Source organism: Anaerococcoides asporogena (assembly GCF_029590275.1).
Lineage (GTDB): Bacteria > Bacillota > Clostridia > Clostridiales > Clostridiaceae > JG1575.
Window position 1 is genome coordinate 3,059,924 of sequence record NZ_CP120965.1, and the last position, 15,829, is coordinate 3,075,752.

General features: G+C 55.6%; 12 protein-coding genes and 1 tRNA gene. 3 read left to right on the forward strand and 10 right to left on the reverse strand.

The window, feature by feature from the left end; all coding sequences use genetic code 11:
* Window positions 1-431: 431 nt before the first annotated feature.
* The gene (locus tag P6M73_RS14045; RefSeq protein ID WP_277855785.1) at window positions 432-1,583 is read right to left on the reverse strand and encodes a 6-phosphofructokinase; all 1,152 of its coding nucleotides are present in this window, start codon (window positions 1,581-1,583) and stop codon (window positions 432-434) included.
* A gap of 504 nt (window positions 1,584-2,087) precedes the next feature.
* Here P6M73_RS14045 and P6M73_RS14050 point away from each other — a divergent pair.
* Complete coding sequence (locus P6M73_RS14050) at window positions 2,088-3,743, forward strand: M20/M25/M40 family metallo-hydrolase (RefSeq protein WP_277853653.1); 1,656 nt, start codon at window positions 2,088-2,090, stop codon at window positions 3,741-3,743.
* A gap of 331 nt (window positions 3,744-4,074) precedes the next feature.
* On the opposite strand, the gene murD is transcribed toward P6M73_RS14050, so the two are convergent.
* From murD to P6M73_RS14065, 3 genes are all read right to left on the reverse strand, one after another.
* The gene (murD, locus tag P6M73_RS14055) at window positions 4,075-5,448 is read right to left on the reverse strand and encodes a UDP-N-acetylmuramoyl-L-alanine--D-glutamate ligase (RefSeq protein ID WP_277853654.1); all 1,374 of its coding nucleotides are present in this window, start codon (window positions 5,446-5,448) and stop codon (window positions 4,075-4,077) included.
* 1 nt (window position 5,449) lies between these two features.
* Complete coding sequence (locus tag P6M73_RS14060; RefSeq protein ID WP_277853655.1) at window positions 5,450-6,844, reverse strand: glycine--tRNA ligase; 1,395 nt, start codon at window positions 6,842-6,844, stop codon at window positions 5,450-5,452.
* A 236-nt stretch (window positions 6,845-7,080) separates the two neighbouring features.
* A tRNA-Asn gene (locus tag P6M73_RS14065) sits at window positions 7,081-7,155 on the reverse strand.
* Window positions 7,156-7,315: 160 nt separating this feature from the next.
* Here P6M73_RS14065 and P6M73_RS14070 point away from each other — a divergent pair.
* Window positions 7,316-8,098 (forward strand): type III pantothenate kinase, encoded by a 783-nt coding sequence (locus P6M73_RS14070; RefSeq protein ID WP_277853656.1) that lies wholly within the window; start codon window positions 7,316-7,318, stop codon window positions 8,096-8,098.
* A 292-nt stretch (window positions 8,099-8,390) separates the two neighbouring features.
* Here the strand turns inward: P6M73_RS14070 and P6M73_RS14075 are convergent, their stop codons facing one another.
* The 6 genes from P6M73_RS14075 to P6M73_RS14100 all read right to left on the reverse strand — a co-directional run bounded on the left by P6M73_RS14075 (window position 8,391) and on the right by P6M73_RS14100 (window position 14,815).
* Window positions 8,391-9,362 carry a carbohydrate kinase family protein gene (locus P6M73_RS14075; RefSeq protein WP_277853657.1) on the reverse strand — a complete coding sequence of 324 codons (972 nt, stop codon included), beginning with the start codon at window positions 9,360-9,362 and terminating at the stop codon, window positions 8,391-8,393.
* A 20-nt stretch (window positions 9,363-9,382) separates the two neighbouring features.
* Entirely contained in the window at window positions 9,383-10,606 is a 1,224-nt protein-coding gene (locus P6M73_RS14080) for a carboxylate--amine ligase (protein WP_277853658.1), read from the reverse strand.
* Window positions 10,607-10,940: 334 nt separating this feature from the next.
* Window positions 10,941-11,909 carry a siderophore ABC transporter substrate-binding protein gene (locus P6M73_RS14085; protein WP_277853659.1) on the reverse strand — a complete coding sequence of 323 codons (969 nt, stop codon included), beginning with the start codon at window positions 11,907-11,909 and terminating at the stop codon, window positions 10,941-10,943.
* Window positions 11,910-12,127: 218 nt separating this feature from the next.
* Complete coding sequence (locus P6M73_RS14090; RefSeq protein ID WP_277853660.1) at window positions 12,128-12,922, reverse strand: iron ABC transporter ATP-binding protein; 795 nt, start codon at window positions 12,920-12,922, stop codon at window positions 12,128-12,130.
* A 1-nt stretch (window position 12,923) separates the two neighbouring features.
* Window positions 12,924-13,868, reverse strand: coding sequence for an iron chelate uptake ABC transporter family permease subunit (locus P6M73_RS14095; RefSeq protein ID WP_277853661.1), 945 nt, complete (start codon window positions 13,866-13,868; stop codon window positions 12,924-12,926).
* Window positions 13,865-14,815: an ABC transporter permease gene (locus tag P6M73_RS14100; protein WP_277853662.1), complete on the reverse strand. Its 951-nt coding sequence runs from the start codon at window positions 14,813-14,815 to the stop codon at window positions 13,865-13,867. Before P6M73_RS14100 ends, P6M73_RS14095 begins: the two co-directional genes overlap by 4 nt.
* Before the next feature lie 176 nt (window positions 14,816-14,991).
* Between P6M73_RS14100 and P6M73_RS14105 the strand changes: the two genes are divergently transcribed.
* Complete coding sequence (locus P6M73_RS14105) at window positions 14,992-15,726, forward strand: helix-turn-helix domain-containing protein (protein WP_277853663.1); 735 nt, start codon at window positions 14,992-14,994, stop codon at window positions 15,724-15,726.
* The last annotated feature ends 103 nt before the right edge of the window (window positions 15,727-15,829 follow it).

Sequence of the window (15,829 nt, forward strand, 5' to 3'; positions counted from 1 at the left end):
CTCATCCATTTTCTTTCTGCTTCCGCTCAAAAAGACCCTGAGAAAAACTCAGGGTCAGCAAACGACTGGGAGGATTCATCGTAAAGGAATTAATTTTTTGCTCAATGGGTATCAATGCCCCGTCGCAGTTATACAGCGGCGACCTCGTTAGTCCGAGGCGCTTTCATTCGTCAACGGTGACGAGGCGGGTCATTCGGGGCCGAACCTTTTCCTAAGGTTAGGGCTCCGTGATTGCATAACATCTGGGCAATATAAGCCTTGGCATGGAAACAGCATAGACAGGAAACTCCGACGGTGCGATACCCGCCGGAGTTTCCTGTCTATGCTGTTGCAGCCAGATTCATTCAGTATTCATCACCTTGCCGGAGCAAAGCTTTTTTGAGCTGATCGATCTGAACTTTGGCTCTTCGACCTTTTAGGAAATCCAGTCGCTAGAAGCGGTCACTGACTTTCTGATCTCCCAGCACACGGTAAACATCGACTTCTTCGTCGCCAAAAACAATCCCCAGGGATTTGGCTGCCCGTACCATTTCACAGTTCGGATCCACGTTTTTGGTCACCTGGCCAATGACATGCTCCAGCGAATCATAGCTCATCTCCGTACCTTTTAAGGTAACCATATTCCCGAAGAGGCCTTTTTCCGCCAGTTCCACGGCCGCAATGCCATAGCGGGAAGACAGGATGCGGTCAGCCGAGGAGGGGCTGCCGCCCCGCTGCAGATGCCCGAGAATGGTGGCCCTGGATTCATTGCCGCACAGCTCATGCAGATCGAGGGCAACCTTGTTTCCGATTCCACCCAGTCGGATGGGATCCGGAGAATCCGCCACAACGGACTGAACCACCATTTCCCCATCAAGGGGCTTGGCACCCTCAGCTACCACGATGACCGAGAAGTTCTTGCCGATTTCCTTGCGCCGCATGATTTTGGCTGCCACATAGTTGATGTTGTAGGGAATCTCAGGAATCAGAATCGCATCCGCTCCGCCGGCGATTCCGGCATGCAGGGCGATCCAGCCGGCATAGCGGCCCATGACCTCCAATACCATGATGCGATGATGCGATGCCGCCGTGGTATGGAGCCGGTCCAGGGCTTCCGTCGCGACGTCAACAGCGGTAGAAAATCCGAACGTAGTGTCCGTCGACGCCAGGTCATTGTCAATGGTTTTCGGAATCGCGATGACCTTTACTCCTTTACGGGCAAAATCCCGGGCAGAAGTCAACGTTCCGTCACCGCCCACCACAAACAGCACATCAATCCCGGCATTTTTCAGGTTTTCCACGCCTACATCCGAGACATCCTTGATCACCGTCTTGCCATTCTCTTCGACCTGATACTTGAACAGGTTGTCCTTGTTCGAGGAGAACAGGATGGTACCGCCTTCCTGAAGAATACCGGAGGTATTGAACAGGTCCAGATCAACGAAATTGCCGTAATACAGACCGTTGTATCCGTTGCGAATGCCCACCACTTCCCAGTGATTCTCAATGATGGCCTTGCGGGTGACGGCCCGGATAACGGCATTGAGTCCGGGACAGTCTCCACCGCCGGTCATGATGGCGATTCGTTTAATTTCATCCATAATAAGAGTAACCCCCTGTGGTTTTAATAGTCGGATGTTTCCATGTTGATTTCTGATTTATCATGTAAATTATATCACATTGACCAGTTTATCAAAATCCAGTAAATGTTTTCATAAAAATGTTAACGATGACACGCCGCACGGAACCTCGAGATCGACTGCGCTTCTCGTATCGGAGCTTGGTTCAGTCGATCCCGCTCCTCGGGATCGGATCTGCTTTTTTCGAACGATTTCCTGACAGCTTCGGCAGCCCGAGAAAAGGTACAAGTCAGCAATGCGGGAATTTTTCCAGCGGACATCGTATCACGCGATAAAATTGGTTACAATGGAAAGTAGTACGACCGGAACAGCCGACTTATCAAGCGGCAGATCCAAACATGAAACCAACCCCATGAAGAGAAAAGATATATTTCCCCATAACAACTGCGGACGGACGCATTGAGGACCCTGATAAAAACGAGGCGCTGTCCGGCCTGCATCCGAAACGGAACGATCAAAGGAGAAGCAATGGAGCGATTGAATGAACGAATCAAAGAACTGGCCCTGGATCTGACCCGGGTCAAAAGCGTCGTGGAAACTCCCGGCGAAGTAGCGGCAGCCGACCGGATCCATGAGATCCTGAGTCAATTCCCCTACTTCCGGGAACATCCCGAACATCTGATCAAAGTCCCGGTAAAAGACGACGAACTGGGCCGGTATTCTGTCCTGGCCCTGTTCCGGGGGGAAGCCGGCACGTCCGAGGATACGGTCATCACCCTGGGCCACTACGACACCGTCGGCACGTCCGATTACGGCAACCTCGAAGAGTTTGCCTGCGACCCGGTGGAACTGACCCGACGCCTCCATGGGGTCAGCCTCAGCCCGGAAGCTCGGCAGGACCTGGAGTCCGGAAACTATCTGTTTGGCCGGGGACTGTTTGACATGAAAACCGGCGATGCCATCCTTTTAGCCATTCTGGAGCAGGTGTCCGCCGAGCCCGCCTCCTTCCCGGGCAACCTCATCTACATCGGGGTCTGCGACGAGGAAGCCAACTCCAAGGGAATGCTGGCGGTGCTGCCGGAGCTGATCCGCTTAAAGCGCGAATACGGCCTGAATTATCTGACACTCCTCGATACGGACTACATGACTTCCGAATATCCGGGAGATGAGAAGAAGTACGTCTACATCGGAACCGTCGGCAAAATCATGCCCAGCTTCTACATTGTCGGCAAGGAAACCCATGTCGGGGAAGCCTTCAAGGGACTGGATGCCAATCATCTGGCAGCCCGCCTGGTGGATGCGGTGGACCTGAATCCCGCCTACTGCGATGTGGTGGAAGGCGAAGTTACCCAGCCGCCCGTTACCCTGAAGCTGCGGGACTTAAAAACCGAATACTCCGTCCAGACCAGCCGGACCGCCAACGTCTACTTCAATGTGGCCACCCATTCCTCCACCCCCAGCCAGGTTCTGGAGAAAATGAAGCAGGCGGCTCAGACTGCTTTCGAAGAGGTTCTGGAAACCCTTACCGGCCATTACCGGACCTACTGCGAAATGGCTCAGCGCCCCTTTGCCGAACTCCCCTTCCAGGCCCGCACCCTGACCTATGCACAGCTGCTGGACCAGGTGACCCGCGAGCTGGGCGACCCCTTCACTCAGGCGCTGGAAGCCCGCATTGCGGAAATTGCCCGGTCAAAAAATCTGGATGACCGGGAGAAATCCTTAAAGATCGTCGAATATGTCCATGATCAGTGGTCTGACCGCGATCCGGTCATCATTGTCTATCTGACTCCCCCCTACTATCCGCACATCTATGTCAGCGAAGCGGACGAAAAAGGCCGCCGCCTTCTGAATACCGTCGCTCAAGTGGTCGACGCCTCCCCGGCCAGAGACCAGCTGGTGTTCAAGAAGTTCTTCCCCTACATCTCGGATCTCTCCTACGGCGGAGCCCCGAAGGATCCCAAGGTAATCGACGATCTCAAGGGCAATATGCCCGGCTTCGGCACCACCTATGACCTGCCGCTGGCTGCCATGCAGGAACTCGACCTCCCGGTCCTGGATATCGGTCCCTTCGGTAAGGATGCCCATAAATTCACCGAACGCATCGAAACCGGCTATTCCTTCGAAACAGCCCCGGCCCTGACCTATGAAACCATCCGCCAGCTCCTGAGCCCGGACTCCAACTAATCCGGCGACAAGGGCGCAAGGCCTTCCCGGCGAAGGCTTCGCCCGGATCGGCGGATTGCGCCAATTCCTGCCATCTGCTGACCGTCGGTCGGAACAGTGCCAAAACAAAGAACGCGTGATTCCACGCGTTCTTTGTTTTGGATTCGATTCACCCTGCGACTGATCCGGAGCAGAGTGGAATGAATCACGCTTCAGCTACTGCCGGGCAGTCCCCGCCTGGGGCGGATCGCGCCTGCAGACGGGCCTTTTCGGAATCATCCTGTGCTAAATCAGATTCCAGGCAACGATCAGCAGTGCCTGGGCTTCTTCTACTCCATAGCCTGGGCTTCCACTACTCCATGGCCTGGACGAGTTCCTCGAAACGTTCTCCTCGTTTTTCGAAATTGCGGAACATATCAAAGGAGGCACAGGCGGGGGAGAGGATCACCACATCACCGGGCAGCGCAACCTTGGAGGCCAGTTCCAGAGCTTCCTCGAAGGTTTCGGCATCCAGCAGGCGTTCCGCGATGGGTTCGCCGCTCTGGATGAAGGCCTGGCGGATTTTCTCCTTGGCGGCTCCCAGCAGGATGACATTCCGGAAATAAGGGGCCCCTTCCCGGGCCAGTTCCGAATAATCCAGATTCTTGTCCACGCCCCCCAGCAGGATATTGATGCGGCCCTTATCTTCCTGGAAGGACCGGATCGTTGCCAGGGTACGGGTAGGAGATGAGGCGATGGAATCATTGTAGTAGCGGACTTCCCGCTTCTTGGCCACGAACTGGGCCCGGTGCTTGACTCCGGTAAACGTCATGGCAAACTGCCGGGCGGTTTCGATCTCCACCAGGCCTTCGGTAGCCAGGAGGGCGGCGCAGAGATTCTCCGCATTATGAATGCCCTTGAGCTTCATCTCGGAGAGCCGCACCACCGGGGTGCCGCGCAGGAAAATGACCCCATCCTGATAGTGGGCATCTGCCAGCTCGCGGGAGGAGAAGGACTTGACGGCTCCGTGTGCCATGGACTTGAATTCCCGGGTATATTGATTGTCTTCATTGACAATCAATGTTCCGGTGGAATCCTGATAGCGGAAGATGTTGATTTTGGATTCCCGGTATTCTGCCATGTCCTTATGAATGTCCAGATGATTGGGCGACAGATTCGTCACCACAGCGATCTGAGGAGACAGATCCATGTCCATCAGCTGAAAATTGGACAGCTCCAGGACGATGATTTCATCCGGCTCAATGGTTTCTATTTCGTCAAACAGAGGAAATCCGATGTTGCCCCCGATGCGGGCCTTGCGACCCTGGGCCCGGAGCAGCTCATAGATCATGGTGGTGGTGGTGGACTTGCCGTCTGAGCCGGTAACGCCGATGATCCGGGCCGGGCAGTGACGCATGAATTCCTTCATTTCCGATGTGATAACAGCCCCCTCGGCTTTCGCCTCCAGCAGGGCTTCCACATCCGGGCGCATCCCGGGCGTCCGGAAGACGACATCAAAACCCTTCAGGTTTTCCAGATAATGGCGGCCCAGGACGAAATCGACCTTTCCTTCAAACTCCTGAACCTGAGCGTCCAGCTCAATGAACTCCCGTTTATCAAAGGCCGTGATCCGGGCACCCAGTCGGAGCAGGAAGCGGACCAGGGGGATGTTGGACACCCCCAGGCCGACAACGGCTACCTTCTTGTCCCGGATTTCCTGCCGAAACAGGTCAAACGATCTGGCCATGCTAGAATGCCACCCGCTGGGCGATCCACTGGTTGAGCTCACTGATTTTTACCCGGACCTGCTCCATGGTGTCGCGGTCCCGGATGGTGACGGACTGATCTTCCAGGGTGTCAAAATCCACCGTGACGCAGAACGGGGTTCCGATTTCATCTTCCCGGCGGTACCGCTTGCCGATGGATCCGGCATCGTCAAAGTCGGTCATGAAGTCCTTGGACAGCTGCGCGTAGACTTCTTCCGCCTTTTCGTTCAGCTTCTTGGACAGGGGCAGAACCGCTGCCTTGAAGGGCGCCAGCGCCGGATGCAGGTGCAGTACATTGCGGATGTCGCCGCCCTCCAGTTCCTGCTCTTCATAGGCGTCGAGCAGAATCGACAGGAAGATGCGGTTGGGGGAAACGGAGGGTTCAATGACATAAGGCAGATATTTCTCGTTGGTCACGGGATCCTGATAATTCAGATCCTCACGGGAGTGCTGCATATGCTGGGTCAGGTCATAGTCGGTGCGGTGAGCCACACCCCAGAGTTCACCCCAGCCAAAGGGATAGCGGTACTCAAAATCCGTGGTTGCCTTGGAATAGAACGAGAGTTCCTCGGCCGCGTGATCGCGGGCTCTCAGGTTCTCATCGCGCAGGCCAATATCCAGGAGGAACCGGTGCACGAAGCTGCGCCAGTAGTCAAACCACTCCATGTCAGTGCCGGGCTTGCAGAAGAATTCCAGCTCCATCTGCTCAAATTCACGAGTCCGGAAAATGAAGTTTCCGGGCGTGATCTCATTGCGGAAGGACTTTCCGATCTGGCAGATGCCAAAGGGCACCTTCTTGCGGCTGGTCCGGGCAATGTTCTTGAAGTTGATGAAGATGCCCTGAGCCGTTTCGGGTCTGAGGTACACCGGCTCGGAGGACTCGTCGGTCACTCCGATAAAGGTCTTGAACATCAGGTTGAACTTGCGGATATCGGTGAAGTCATGGGAGCCGCACTTGGGGCAGGCAATGTGGTTTTCCACAATGTAATCCTTCATGGCTGCTTCCGGCATGCCGTCGGCGGAGGCGTACTCCACGCCTTTCTGGGTCATGTCCTCTTCAATGAGCTTGTCGGCCCGATATCTGGATTTGCACTGCTTGCAGTCCATCAGTGGATCCGAGAATCCGCCGACATGACCCGAGGCCACCCATACTTCCGGATTGAGCAGAATGCCCGAATCCAGTCCCAGGTTATAGGGGCTTTCCTGAACAAAGCGCTTCCACCAGACTTTCTTGATGTTCTCCTTCAGTTCCACGCCCAGCGGGCCGTAGTCCCAGGAATTGGCGAGCCCGCCATAGATTTCCGAACCCGGAAACACGAAGCCTCTGCCCTTGGACAGGGCCAGGATCTTATCCATTGTTACTTGATTATCTGCCATGATGATTCCTCCTTGGCGCCGGTGGATCCGGCGGTCTTTTTTTGATATAAAAAAAGGGCAATTCCACATGAAGGGACGTGAATCACGCGGTTCCACCCTTCTTGGCAATTGCCCATCTCTCAGGTTCAGGCTCCGAAGCTCCCTTCCTCTGGCAGATCATGACAGGTCTCAGCGCCCCTGCCTCTCTTGAATGATCCCGCCGAAGTACTTTTCTTCTTCAACGCCTGTTTTTCTTATGGCTCCGCGAAGAGGGCTCGAACCTCCAACCTATCGGTTAACAGCCGAGTGCTCCACCATTGAGCTATCGCGGAATATTGTTTCACTAACAATTATACCAAGACTTTTCTGAAAATCAATCACTACAGGTTATAATAAAGGCAGAACTTCAGGGAAATTCACCTGGAACAAGTACAGCTCTCCTCAAACCGGAACGCCCCGAGGAAAATCAGAGCACCATGAAAGGAACATGCCATGAGCGGAATCTTGACCCTTGACATTGGAAACAGCGATACGGTGGCCGTCCTGTATGGCCGTGACGGCAAGCGCCGGGCGGATTTGCGCCGTCCATCCATCAAGGAAGACAATTTTAAAAAATACCGGTTGTATTTCCGGGATCTCAATGACGAGTTCAATGAGTCCCAGCCGGAAGCGGTGATTCTCTCCTGCGTCGTCCCCTTCCTCCGGGATACGGTGCTGCGAGTCATGGAAGAGATGTATCCGGAATCCCGGATCATCAATGTGGCGCCGGGCATCGTGCCCGAAATGAACGTCCTGCTGGAAGAACCCCGGGAACTGGGCGCCGACCTGATCGCCACCAATGCCGGCGCCTACCATAAGTACAGGGACTGGACCATCATCGCGGATCTGGGTTCGGCCACCAAACTCGGAGTCATCGACGGCGACTTCAACTTCTATGGCGGCGTAATCATCCCCGGCATCGCCTTTCAGGCCCGCAGCCTGCACCAGATGATTCCCCACCTGCCCGACATTGAGCTGAAAAAGCCGGAACGCATCATCGGCAGTGACACCATCGGTTCCATCCAGTCGGGCATCATCAACGGCACCCTTGCTGCCGTTCTGGAGCTGGCCCGCCGCATCGAAACCGAAATGGGCCACCCCTGCCGCAAGGTCATCACCGGCGGCCTGGCCAAGCTCTTTGATCCGGCGGATCTGGAAGACTTCCAGTACGACGAGTTCCTGCTCTCGGAAGGGCTCTTTCAGATTGCACTGTGCCAGCTGGATACCAGTTTTTGATCCACTCTGTACCAACAAGGACTCTGGGGGATCAAGCTCCCTGGGATCAAGCTCCTCGTCATCACTCCCACCCCAAAAGCCTGCATCCCCTGGATCTGATTTCAGGAAAACGTCAAATGTACAGGTTAGCCTCTGCCCGATCAGACATATACCTTAAGCCCCAGGACGACTCCACTCTCTCCCTAAACAGCACTCAGAATAGGAGTTGCAGCGGCCCGCCCGTGCCTGACCTGATGTCAGCACGGGCGGGCCGTTAGGTTCTGATCTGCCCTGAACAGCCTGTTCAACCAGATCAGGAAAATGAAGTCACGTCGACTGACTCGGCCTCTGCCTTTGCGGGTATGGCCTCCATGGCGCCCATGCGCGTGCAGACGAGGGCTCCGATCCGATTGGCAAACTTGGTGATTTCAACCAGCTTGTCGAAATCCGACCGCAGGTTGGTCCGATCCTCCAGAGCCGCCACCTTGCTTAAGAAAGCTCCGACGAAGGCATCGCCCGCACCGGTGGAATCCACCGTCTGGACGGGAATGCTGCTGACCGTCGCGGACTGCTGCCCATTGGACAAATAGGTTCCCGCACTGCCCAGTGTGACGGCGATGATGCCCACTCCGCGCTCATGAAGCGACCGGACAGCTTCTTCCCGGTTCATCGGTCCGCACAGCAGTTCCAGTTCGGAATCACTGACCTTCAGCAGATCTACCTCTGGCAAAAGGTCCAGCATCTCCCGGATGAAGTCTGCTTCCCTTCCCCGCCACAGGTCGGAGCGCCAGTTCGGGTCGAAGGAGACAAACCGGGTTCCCTTGCACCGCTTTAAAAGATTCAGGTAGGTGGTCCGGGTCGCCCCCCCCAGAAGAGCCGTTGCTGAACCAAAGTGGACCAAATCGCACGCTGCCGGGACGGCTTCATCCAGTTCCGCCTCTGTCAGCCAGGCATCGGCACCGCGCTGGAACAGAAAATCCCGTTCTCCGTCCGGGGTCAGCGAAACAAATGCCAGGGTGGTGCCGTGATGAGGATCACGGATCAACTGGCTGGTTTCGACGCCATAGTCCTTTAAAGTCCGCTCCAGAAAATCACCGAAGGGATCCGCACCGACCTTTCCGGCAAACCAGGCAGGCGTGCCCAGCCGGCTCAGGGTAGCCGCCACATTGGCGGGCGCACCGCCGGCCTTCTTCAGGAAATGCTCACCCCGGCTCAGATCCCCGGTCCCGTCGGTGCAGATGAAATCAATAAGCAGCTCTCCGATGCAGTATACTTGTCCGGCCATGGCGATCCTCCCTTTACTGGCTAGTCGTGGGCAGACCGGCGTTTGCCGGTGAGAATATTGCGGACCCGGCGCCAGCCTTTTTTAGCGGAATACAGGGTATAGGTAATGCCCGGCATGGGATCCTCTTTGGACCAGATGGGCGAAACGCGAATACCGGCGGAACGGGTGTCCTCATCCATCTGTTCCGGCGAGATCTGTCCGGTTTCCTTGTATTTGTCCCGGGCAAACTTATCTTCCAGCGCATGGATCCAGCTGTACCCCGTATCATAGTTCCAGGCCTGCGGCGGCAGCGGATCCCCGATCATTTCCCGATAGGTAATAAACGGCGTATTGAAACCCAGGGCAATAAGCAGCTCCGTAAAGCCGATGTAGCGGCAGTTGATCTCGATCAGGTAGATGTCCCCAGTGGTTTCATCCCGCTTCAGATCCACTTCAGCAAAGCCCTTGTAGCCGACTTTTTCAAAGAACGGTCCGCAGATCTCATGGCATTCAGGAATCCATTTCTGCTTGGCATAAGTCGCTGCTCCGAAATTGTTGGGCCACTGCCGGATTTTCTGAACCGTGGTGTAGTGGGTGCAGACAGAATCCTGGTTCATGTAGCCTTCCCAGCAGTAGCAGTTGGTTTCCGGTCCCGGAATAATGCGCTGGACAAAGACCTCCACTCCATCCTGACGGCAGCGGTCCGTCTTTTCCAGCAGCTGCGCCTCATTTTCAATGAAGAACACCTTGTTGCGGTAAAGCCGGATAAAGGTCGCCGAATCCTTGGGTTTGATGATGCAGGGATACTTGATCTCCCGGTCCACCCGGCCGGCCAGATCCGCATCATCAGCCGCGATGATCTCCGGTGTCTTGACACCGAAGCGATCCGTATATTCCACCATCTTGTATTTGTCCACCAGATCAGAAATCAGACCCTTCTTCTGGTTCGGGAATAAGAACCAGGGCTTCAGCTCATCATGGAAATCATCCACAAACTGGGCATAGGCATCCGCGGTCTGAAATAGCACCGGCTTGACCGGCTGTTTTTTGGCATACTCAATCAGCGCGTCGCACAGTTCCCTGGGATGCGTCTTATAATGGGGAACCAGCAGTTCTTCCGTCACATACTTGGAGCGCCCGTACTGATTGTCCCTGCTGTAATTTACTGCCACCACCGGCACGCCCATTTTCCCCAGTCCGCGGACCAGGGACAGTCCGATATAATAATTGGTACCCAGTACCATTGCCTTGTTTTGATAAGCCACGATTCATATCTCCTAGCGCAAAAACTTCTTACCTATTATACCACTAACCTTCTGGCAATTATAGAACCTCAGACCAACGGCAAATCGCCTCGGAGCCTTGTCCTGTGGGAAAAATCCGGCTCCGGCAGAATGATTCAACACCATGCCAGTCAGGCACAGAAAGCCAGCCGTTCTCCGAGTACTGCCGGAGAGCGGCTGGCTTAGTCATGTCTTCCTTCGAGAAAGTGATCCCCATCATCCGCTGTCCGACCAGACTTCAGACCGCGATTCAGCACTTCCAGCTCTGGGATCAACTTCTGAACCACTTCAGAAATACTTCAGATCTACTTCAGATCTACTTCAGAACGGCTTCCATCTCATCCAGCATGATTGAGGTACCGGTGAAGCCGCCGGAGGTAATGTACCAGACCGACGGATCCAGGTAGTGGATCGTTCCACTCTTGTGGGCTTTCGTCCGGCGGATCAGTTCATTGTCCATGGTGGAGCCGGCATCCGTGTCGCCGCCCACCACCCCTGCACGGTCAATCACAAACAGGTGGTCCGGGTCCTGCTCCAGAATGTATTCGTAGGTTACATTCTGGCCATGGGTGGAGTCCTCAATACCCGAATCCGCCTCATCAAAGCCCAGAGCATGATGAATGATGCCAAAGCGGGAGACCTTGCCATAGGCAGACAGGCTGCCGTCATTAGCCAGGATAATCAGAGCATTCTCCCCTTTGGCCCGGACTTTGCCCTGGATGCCCGCAACCCGTTCCTTCAGGTCTGCCACCTTTTGGCTTACGACCTCCGATTGCCCGAAGATTTTCCCCAGGAGCGCGGCATTGTCCTCCACGGACTTCAGGTAATTCCCGCCATCAACGGTCAGATACAGCGTCGGAGCAATCTTCGACAGTTCTTCATAGGCGGCCTGGGTCCGGGTGGAGATCAGGATCAGATCCGGCTTGAGGCCAAAGACCTTCTCGAAATCCGGCTCCTTGAGCGTTCCGACATCCGTGTAGCGCTCATCCCGGTACTGCTTCAAAAATTCTGGCAGAGAAGCCTTGGGCAGACCAATGATCTCAACCTCCAGGTTCTGCAGGAGATCCACCAGGCCGTAGTCAAATACGACGACCCGCTGGGGCTTGCTTGTGACCTGAACGGTACCCAGCTCATGAGTCACGGTAATAATCTCCTGAGCGGCGGAAGATGCCTCGCTCAACTGCCCCTGGGTTCCTTCCGAAGCCGCCGGGGCGGCGCAGCCGGCCAGCAGCAGAACTCCTGTCAGCCACCATGCAGCTGATCTTTTCTTATTGCGCATAGACATATATTTCAACCTTCCTTTTTTTTCATTTCATGGATATCCTGGCTGTTGTTGAACTGGTCAATCCTGTTGATTCTTTGCCTCCAGTCGATCCAGTCCCTCCAGTCGATCCAGTTTATCTGATCGATCCGGCATATTGGGTCGATCCGACATATTGGGTTGATCCGACATATTGGGTTGATCCAGTCATATTGTCGGATCCTGCTGATCTGGTCATTAACTCAGACAGCAGTCGGAATCGGGCAGATGTTGCCGTTTTCGCTGTAATAGGTGCAGATTTTCTGTCCGGCAATGGCATGCACTTCGAAGGGCATATCAAAAAGTTCGGTCAGAATCGATTCGTTGATAATGGCATCGGTCTCGTCGTCATAGAGGACTTTGCCGTCGGCCAGTGCGACAATCCGGTCGGAGTAGCAGGCCGCAAAATTGATGTCATGGATTACCAGAACCACAGTTTTGCCCAGCTCGTCAACGATGCGGCGCAGAATCTTCATGATCTCCACGGCGTTCTTCATATCCAGATTGTTGAGAGGTTCATCCAGCAGGATGTATTCCGTATCCTGAGCCAGGACCATGGCAATGTAGGCCCGCTGCTTCTGTCCCCCGGAGAGTTCGTGGATCAGCCGGTGCTGCATGTCTTCCAGCTTTAAGTAGGCGATGGCCTGATCAATCATCCGCTCATCGTCTGGCGTGCTTCTGCCCTGATTGTGCGGAAACCGGCCAAAGGCAATGAGCTCCCGGACACTGAGGCGAACATTGAGGTGATTGGTCTGTTTCAGGATGGCGATTTTCCGGGCCAGTTCCCGGTTGTTCCATTGGTTCAGGGGTCGCCCCTCGATGAGGACTTCCCCGCCGCTGGTCTGGGTCAGTCGGGCGATCATGGAGAGCAGAGTGCTCTTGCCGGCCCCGTTGGGACCGATGAATGAAGTGATTTTTCCGGGTTCAATGGCCAGACTGACATGAGATACCACTTCCGCGGCATCGTAGCGTTTGGTCAGGTTCTTAACTTGAATCATGCTAAATCGGACGCTCCTTTAACAGCAGAAGGATGAAGTACAGCCCTCCGACAAAATTGATGAGGACGCTGATGGGGGTGTTGAATGAAAATACCTGTTCCACCAGGAACTGGCCGTAGACCAGAGCCAGGGAAGCGAACAGCATGGATCCCAGAAACAAGGGGAGGTGGCGGTGAGCGCCCAGGAACTCCCGGGCCAGATTTGTCACCAGCACCCCCAGAAAGGTGATGGGTCCAACCAGCGCCGTGGCCACTGATACCAGGACCGCGACACAGAACAGGCTGAGCCGTGTCAGAGCAGCAGCTCCGACCCCCAGGCTGATGGCCTGATCCCGTCCCAGGGCCAGAACATTGAGTTCCCGGTGACGCCGGACCATGATCAGCATGACGGCAGCCATCATCAGGCCGGCCGGCCAGAGAATCTGGCGATTGATGTTGTTGAAACTGGCAAACAGATTGCCCTGGAGGATCAGAAACTCATTGGGATCCAGAATCACCTGGAGAAAAGAGGCGCCGCTGCGGAACAGGGTTCCGGTCACAATGCCCACCAGGAGCAGCAGATAAATGTTGCCGTTGAGGCGTTTCAGAAGAGTCCCCAGAATGCCTGTGCTGAACAGGATCATCAGCCCCACCGCCAGCAGAAAGCTCAGGCGCTGGTCGAGGGCTCCCAGAGAACGGGATCCGAAGACAAACATCAGCGCCGTCTGGAGGAACTGGTAGAGGGACTCCAGTCCCAGCACGCTGGGGGTAAGGATCCGATTGTCCGTCACCGTCTGAAACAGCAGGGAAGAAAAGGCGCTGGCACTGCCCGTCAAAAGCAGAGCGGCCACTTTGGGCAGCCGCCGGGACAAGGCATAGGCGGCGGTGGCTCGTTCCAGATCCCAGGCCAGGAACAGGACGACGCCGGCCGCAAGGCAAAGGCTGAGTCCCATCAGTTTCCGGTTCATATCCGTTTTCCTCCCCTGGCCAGAATCAGCAGAAAAATCATGCTGCCGGCCACCCCGGCGGTCAGCGAAATCGAGATCTCATAGGGGAAGATGAGAACCCGGCCCACGACATCGCAGGCCAGCACAAACAGAGCTCCCAGCAGCGCGGTAGTCCACAGATTGTTCTTGACATGGTCGCCCCTGACCAGGGACACCAGATTGGGGATGATCAGGCCGATGAACGGGATATTCCCCACCGTCACCAGGACGGCGCTGGATATCATGGCCACGATGGCCAGACCGACGTTAACCACCAGGCGGTAGCGCAGACCCAGATTCCGGGCCATGTCCTCGCCCAGACCGGCGATGGTGAACTGGTTGGCATAAAATAACGCCAGCCCAAACAGCGGCAGCACGAGAAAAATAATCTCATACCGCCCCCTGGTTACCATGGCAAAGGAACCCTGCAGCCAGGAGTTCATGTTCTGCACCACTTCCTGCCGGTAAGCAAAGAACGTGGTCACCGAATCGATCAGATTGCCCAGCATGATGCCCACCAGGGGAATGACAATGACACTTTTTGCCTTGATGCGGCCCAGGATCACAAGAAACAGAAACGTTCCGGCCAGGGCAAAGGCAAAGGCAATCCCCATTTTGGTCATGGTGGAAGCTCCGGGCAGGACAATCATGGCAAACAGGATCCCCATGCGGGCTGAGTCCATGGTGGCGGCCGTGGAGGGAGAAACAAACTTGTTGCGGGTAATCTGCTGCAGAATCAGGCCGGATATACTCAGAGCACTGCCGGTCAGGAGAATGCTCGCCAGCCGGGGTACACGGCTCAGAGCAAAGACAAACAGCTCCGTTTCCCCGCCCTGCAGCAGCTGGGCCGGTCGAACCGGACGAGCGCCGATGAACAGGGACAGCAGGGCCAGCGGCAACAGCAGGAGGATCAGATGATGGTTTTTCATAAGCAATCGCAGGGGACACCCCCGCTCGTTGACACCTCGCCTTCCACGTTGGTATAATCATCAGGACGAATTGATAACAATTCTCATTTATCATACAGAATGCATCGGCCAAAATCTTTTTGTCTGTTTGTTTTTTTATCACCATATTCAGGTCAATTGAAAGGAGCGATCGCCTGATGTTCATCGAACGCAATCCCCGCCGGGTTGCTGAGGATCTGCACAGCGCCACCCTGATCCCCTGCAGTGCCTTCACCGGCGACGGCCGCCTGCTCTACAGCGGCGGCAGCCATTTCTGCCACGATGATTACGACCTCTACAACCGGCTGGTTGAGGAAATGGTTCACCCCGCCCCGCCGATATCGCAGTACCGGACCCTGACCAGCGCCTTTGGCGACCATTACACAGCTTACTACATCAACAAACACCGGCCGGCGGATGGTTTTGTTCTGCTGGGACCTTATACCCCCGCCGATCTGGAACGGATCAGCCGGTTTGAGATTTGCTTCTACAATAATCAGACGCCGGATCCGGTCGGCCCCCGCCTGCTGAAATGCAGCGATCGATCAGGTCAAGCCTGTTACAGCCTCCCGGTCCGCAAGGCCATCGACCTGATCCATGCCCGGTACCGGGAGGAACTTCCCCTGGACCGGCTGGTCGAGCATCTGAAGCTGAACAAAAGCTATTTCTGCACCCTGTTCAAAAAGGAGACCGGCCAAACCTTCACCGCCTACCTCAATCAGGTCCGGGTGGAGAAAAGTAAGCGCTGCCTGATCCGGGAAGACCGGTCGATTCTCGAGATCGCTCTGTCCGTTGGCTTTTCGAGCCAGAACTATTTCACGATCATCTTCCGGCGCGTCACCGGCCTGACCCCGGCTCAGTTCCGCCGTCAGGGGCTGTCGGGCCGGGTCTGAGTCCCGCCCGCAGCCGTTCGGCCTCGTGCGAAGAACCCCTGCGGAGAACCCCTGGCGGAGACGACCTCGGTCATGCTGTTCCAAAGCCTTTCGCCTCCTTCTG

Bases quoted from the DNA above. Each gene is read 5' to 3' on its own strand.
- P6M73_RS14050 (WP_277853653.1), top strand. From the start codon at position 2,088: ATGGAGCGATTGAATGAACGAATCAAAGAACTGGCCCTGGATCTGACC.
- murD (WP_277853654.1), bottom strand. From the start codon at position 5,448: ATGGCCAGATCGTTTGACCTGTTTCGGCAGGAAATCCGGGACAAGAAG.
- P6M73_RS14060 (WP_277853655.1), bottom strand. From the start codon at position 6,844: ATGGCAGATAATCAAGTAACAATGGATAAGATCCTGGCCCTGTCCAAG.
- P6M73_RS14070 (WP_277853656.1), top strand. From the start codon at position 7,316: ATGAGCGGAATCTTGACCCTTGACATTGGAAACAGCGATACGGTGGCC.
- P6M73_RS14075 (WP_277853657.1), bottom strand. From the start codon at position 9,362: ATGGCCGGACAAGTATACTGCATCGGAGAGCTGCTTATTGATTTCATC.
- P6M73_RS14085 (WP_277853659.1), bottom strand. From the start codon at position 11,909: ATGTCTATGCGCAATAAGAAAAGATCAGCTGCATGGTGGCTGACAGGA.
- P6M73_RS14090 (WP_277853660.1), bottom strand. From the start codon at position 12,922: ATGATTCAAGTTAAGAACCTGACCAAACGCTACGATGCCGCGGAAGTG.
- P6M73_RS14095 (WP_277853661.1), bottom strand. From the start codon at position 13,868: ATGAACCGGAAACTGATGGGACTCAGCCTTTGCCTTGCGGCCGGCGTC.
- P6M73_RS14100 (WP_277853662.1), bottom strand. From the start codon at position 14,815: ATGAAAAACCATCATCTGATCCTCCTGCTGTTGCCGCTGGCCCTGCTG.
- P6M73_RS14105 (WP_277853663.1), top strand. From the start codon at position 14,992: ATGTTCATCGAACGCAATCCCCGCCGGGTTGCTGAGGATCTGCACAGC.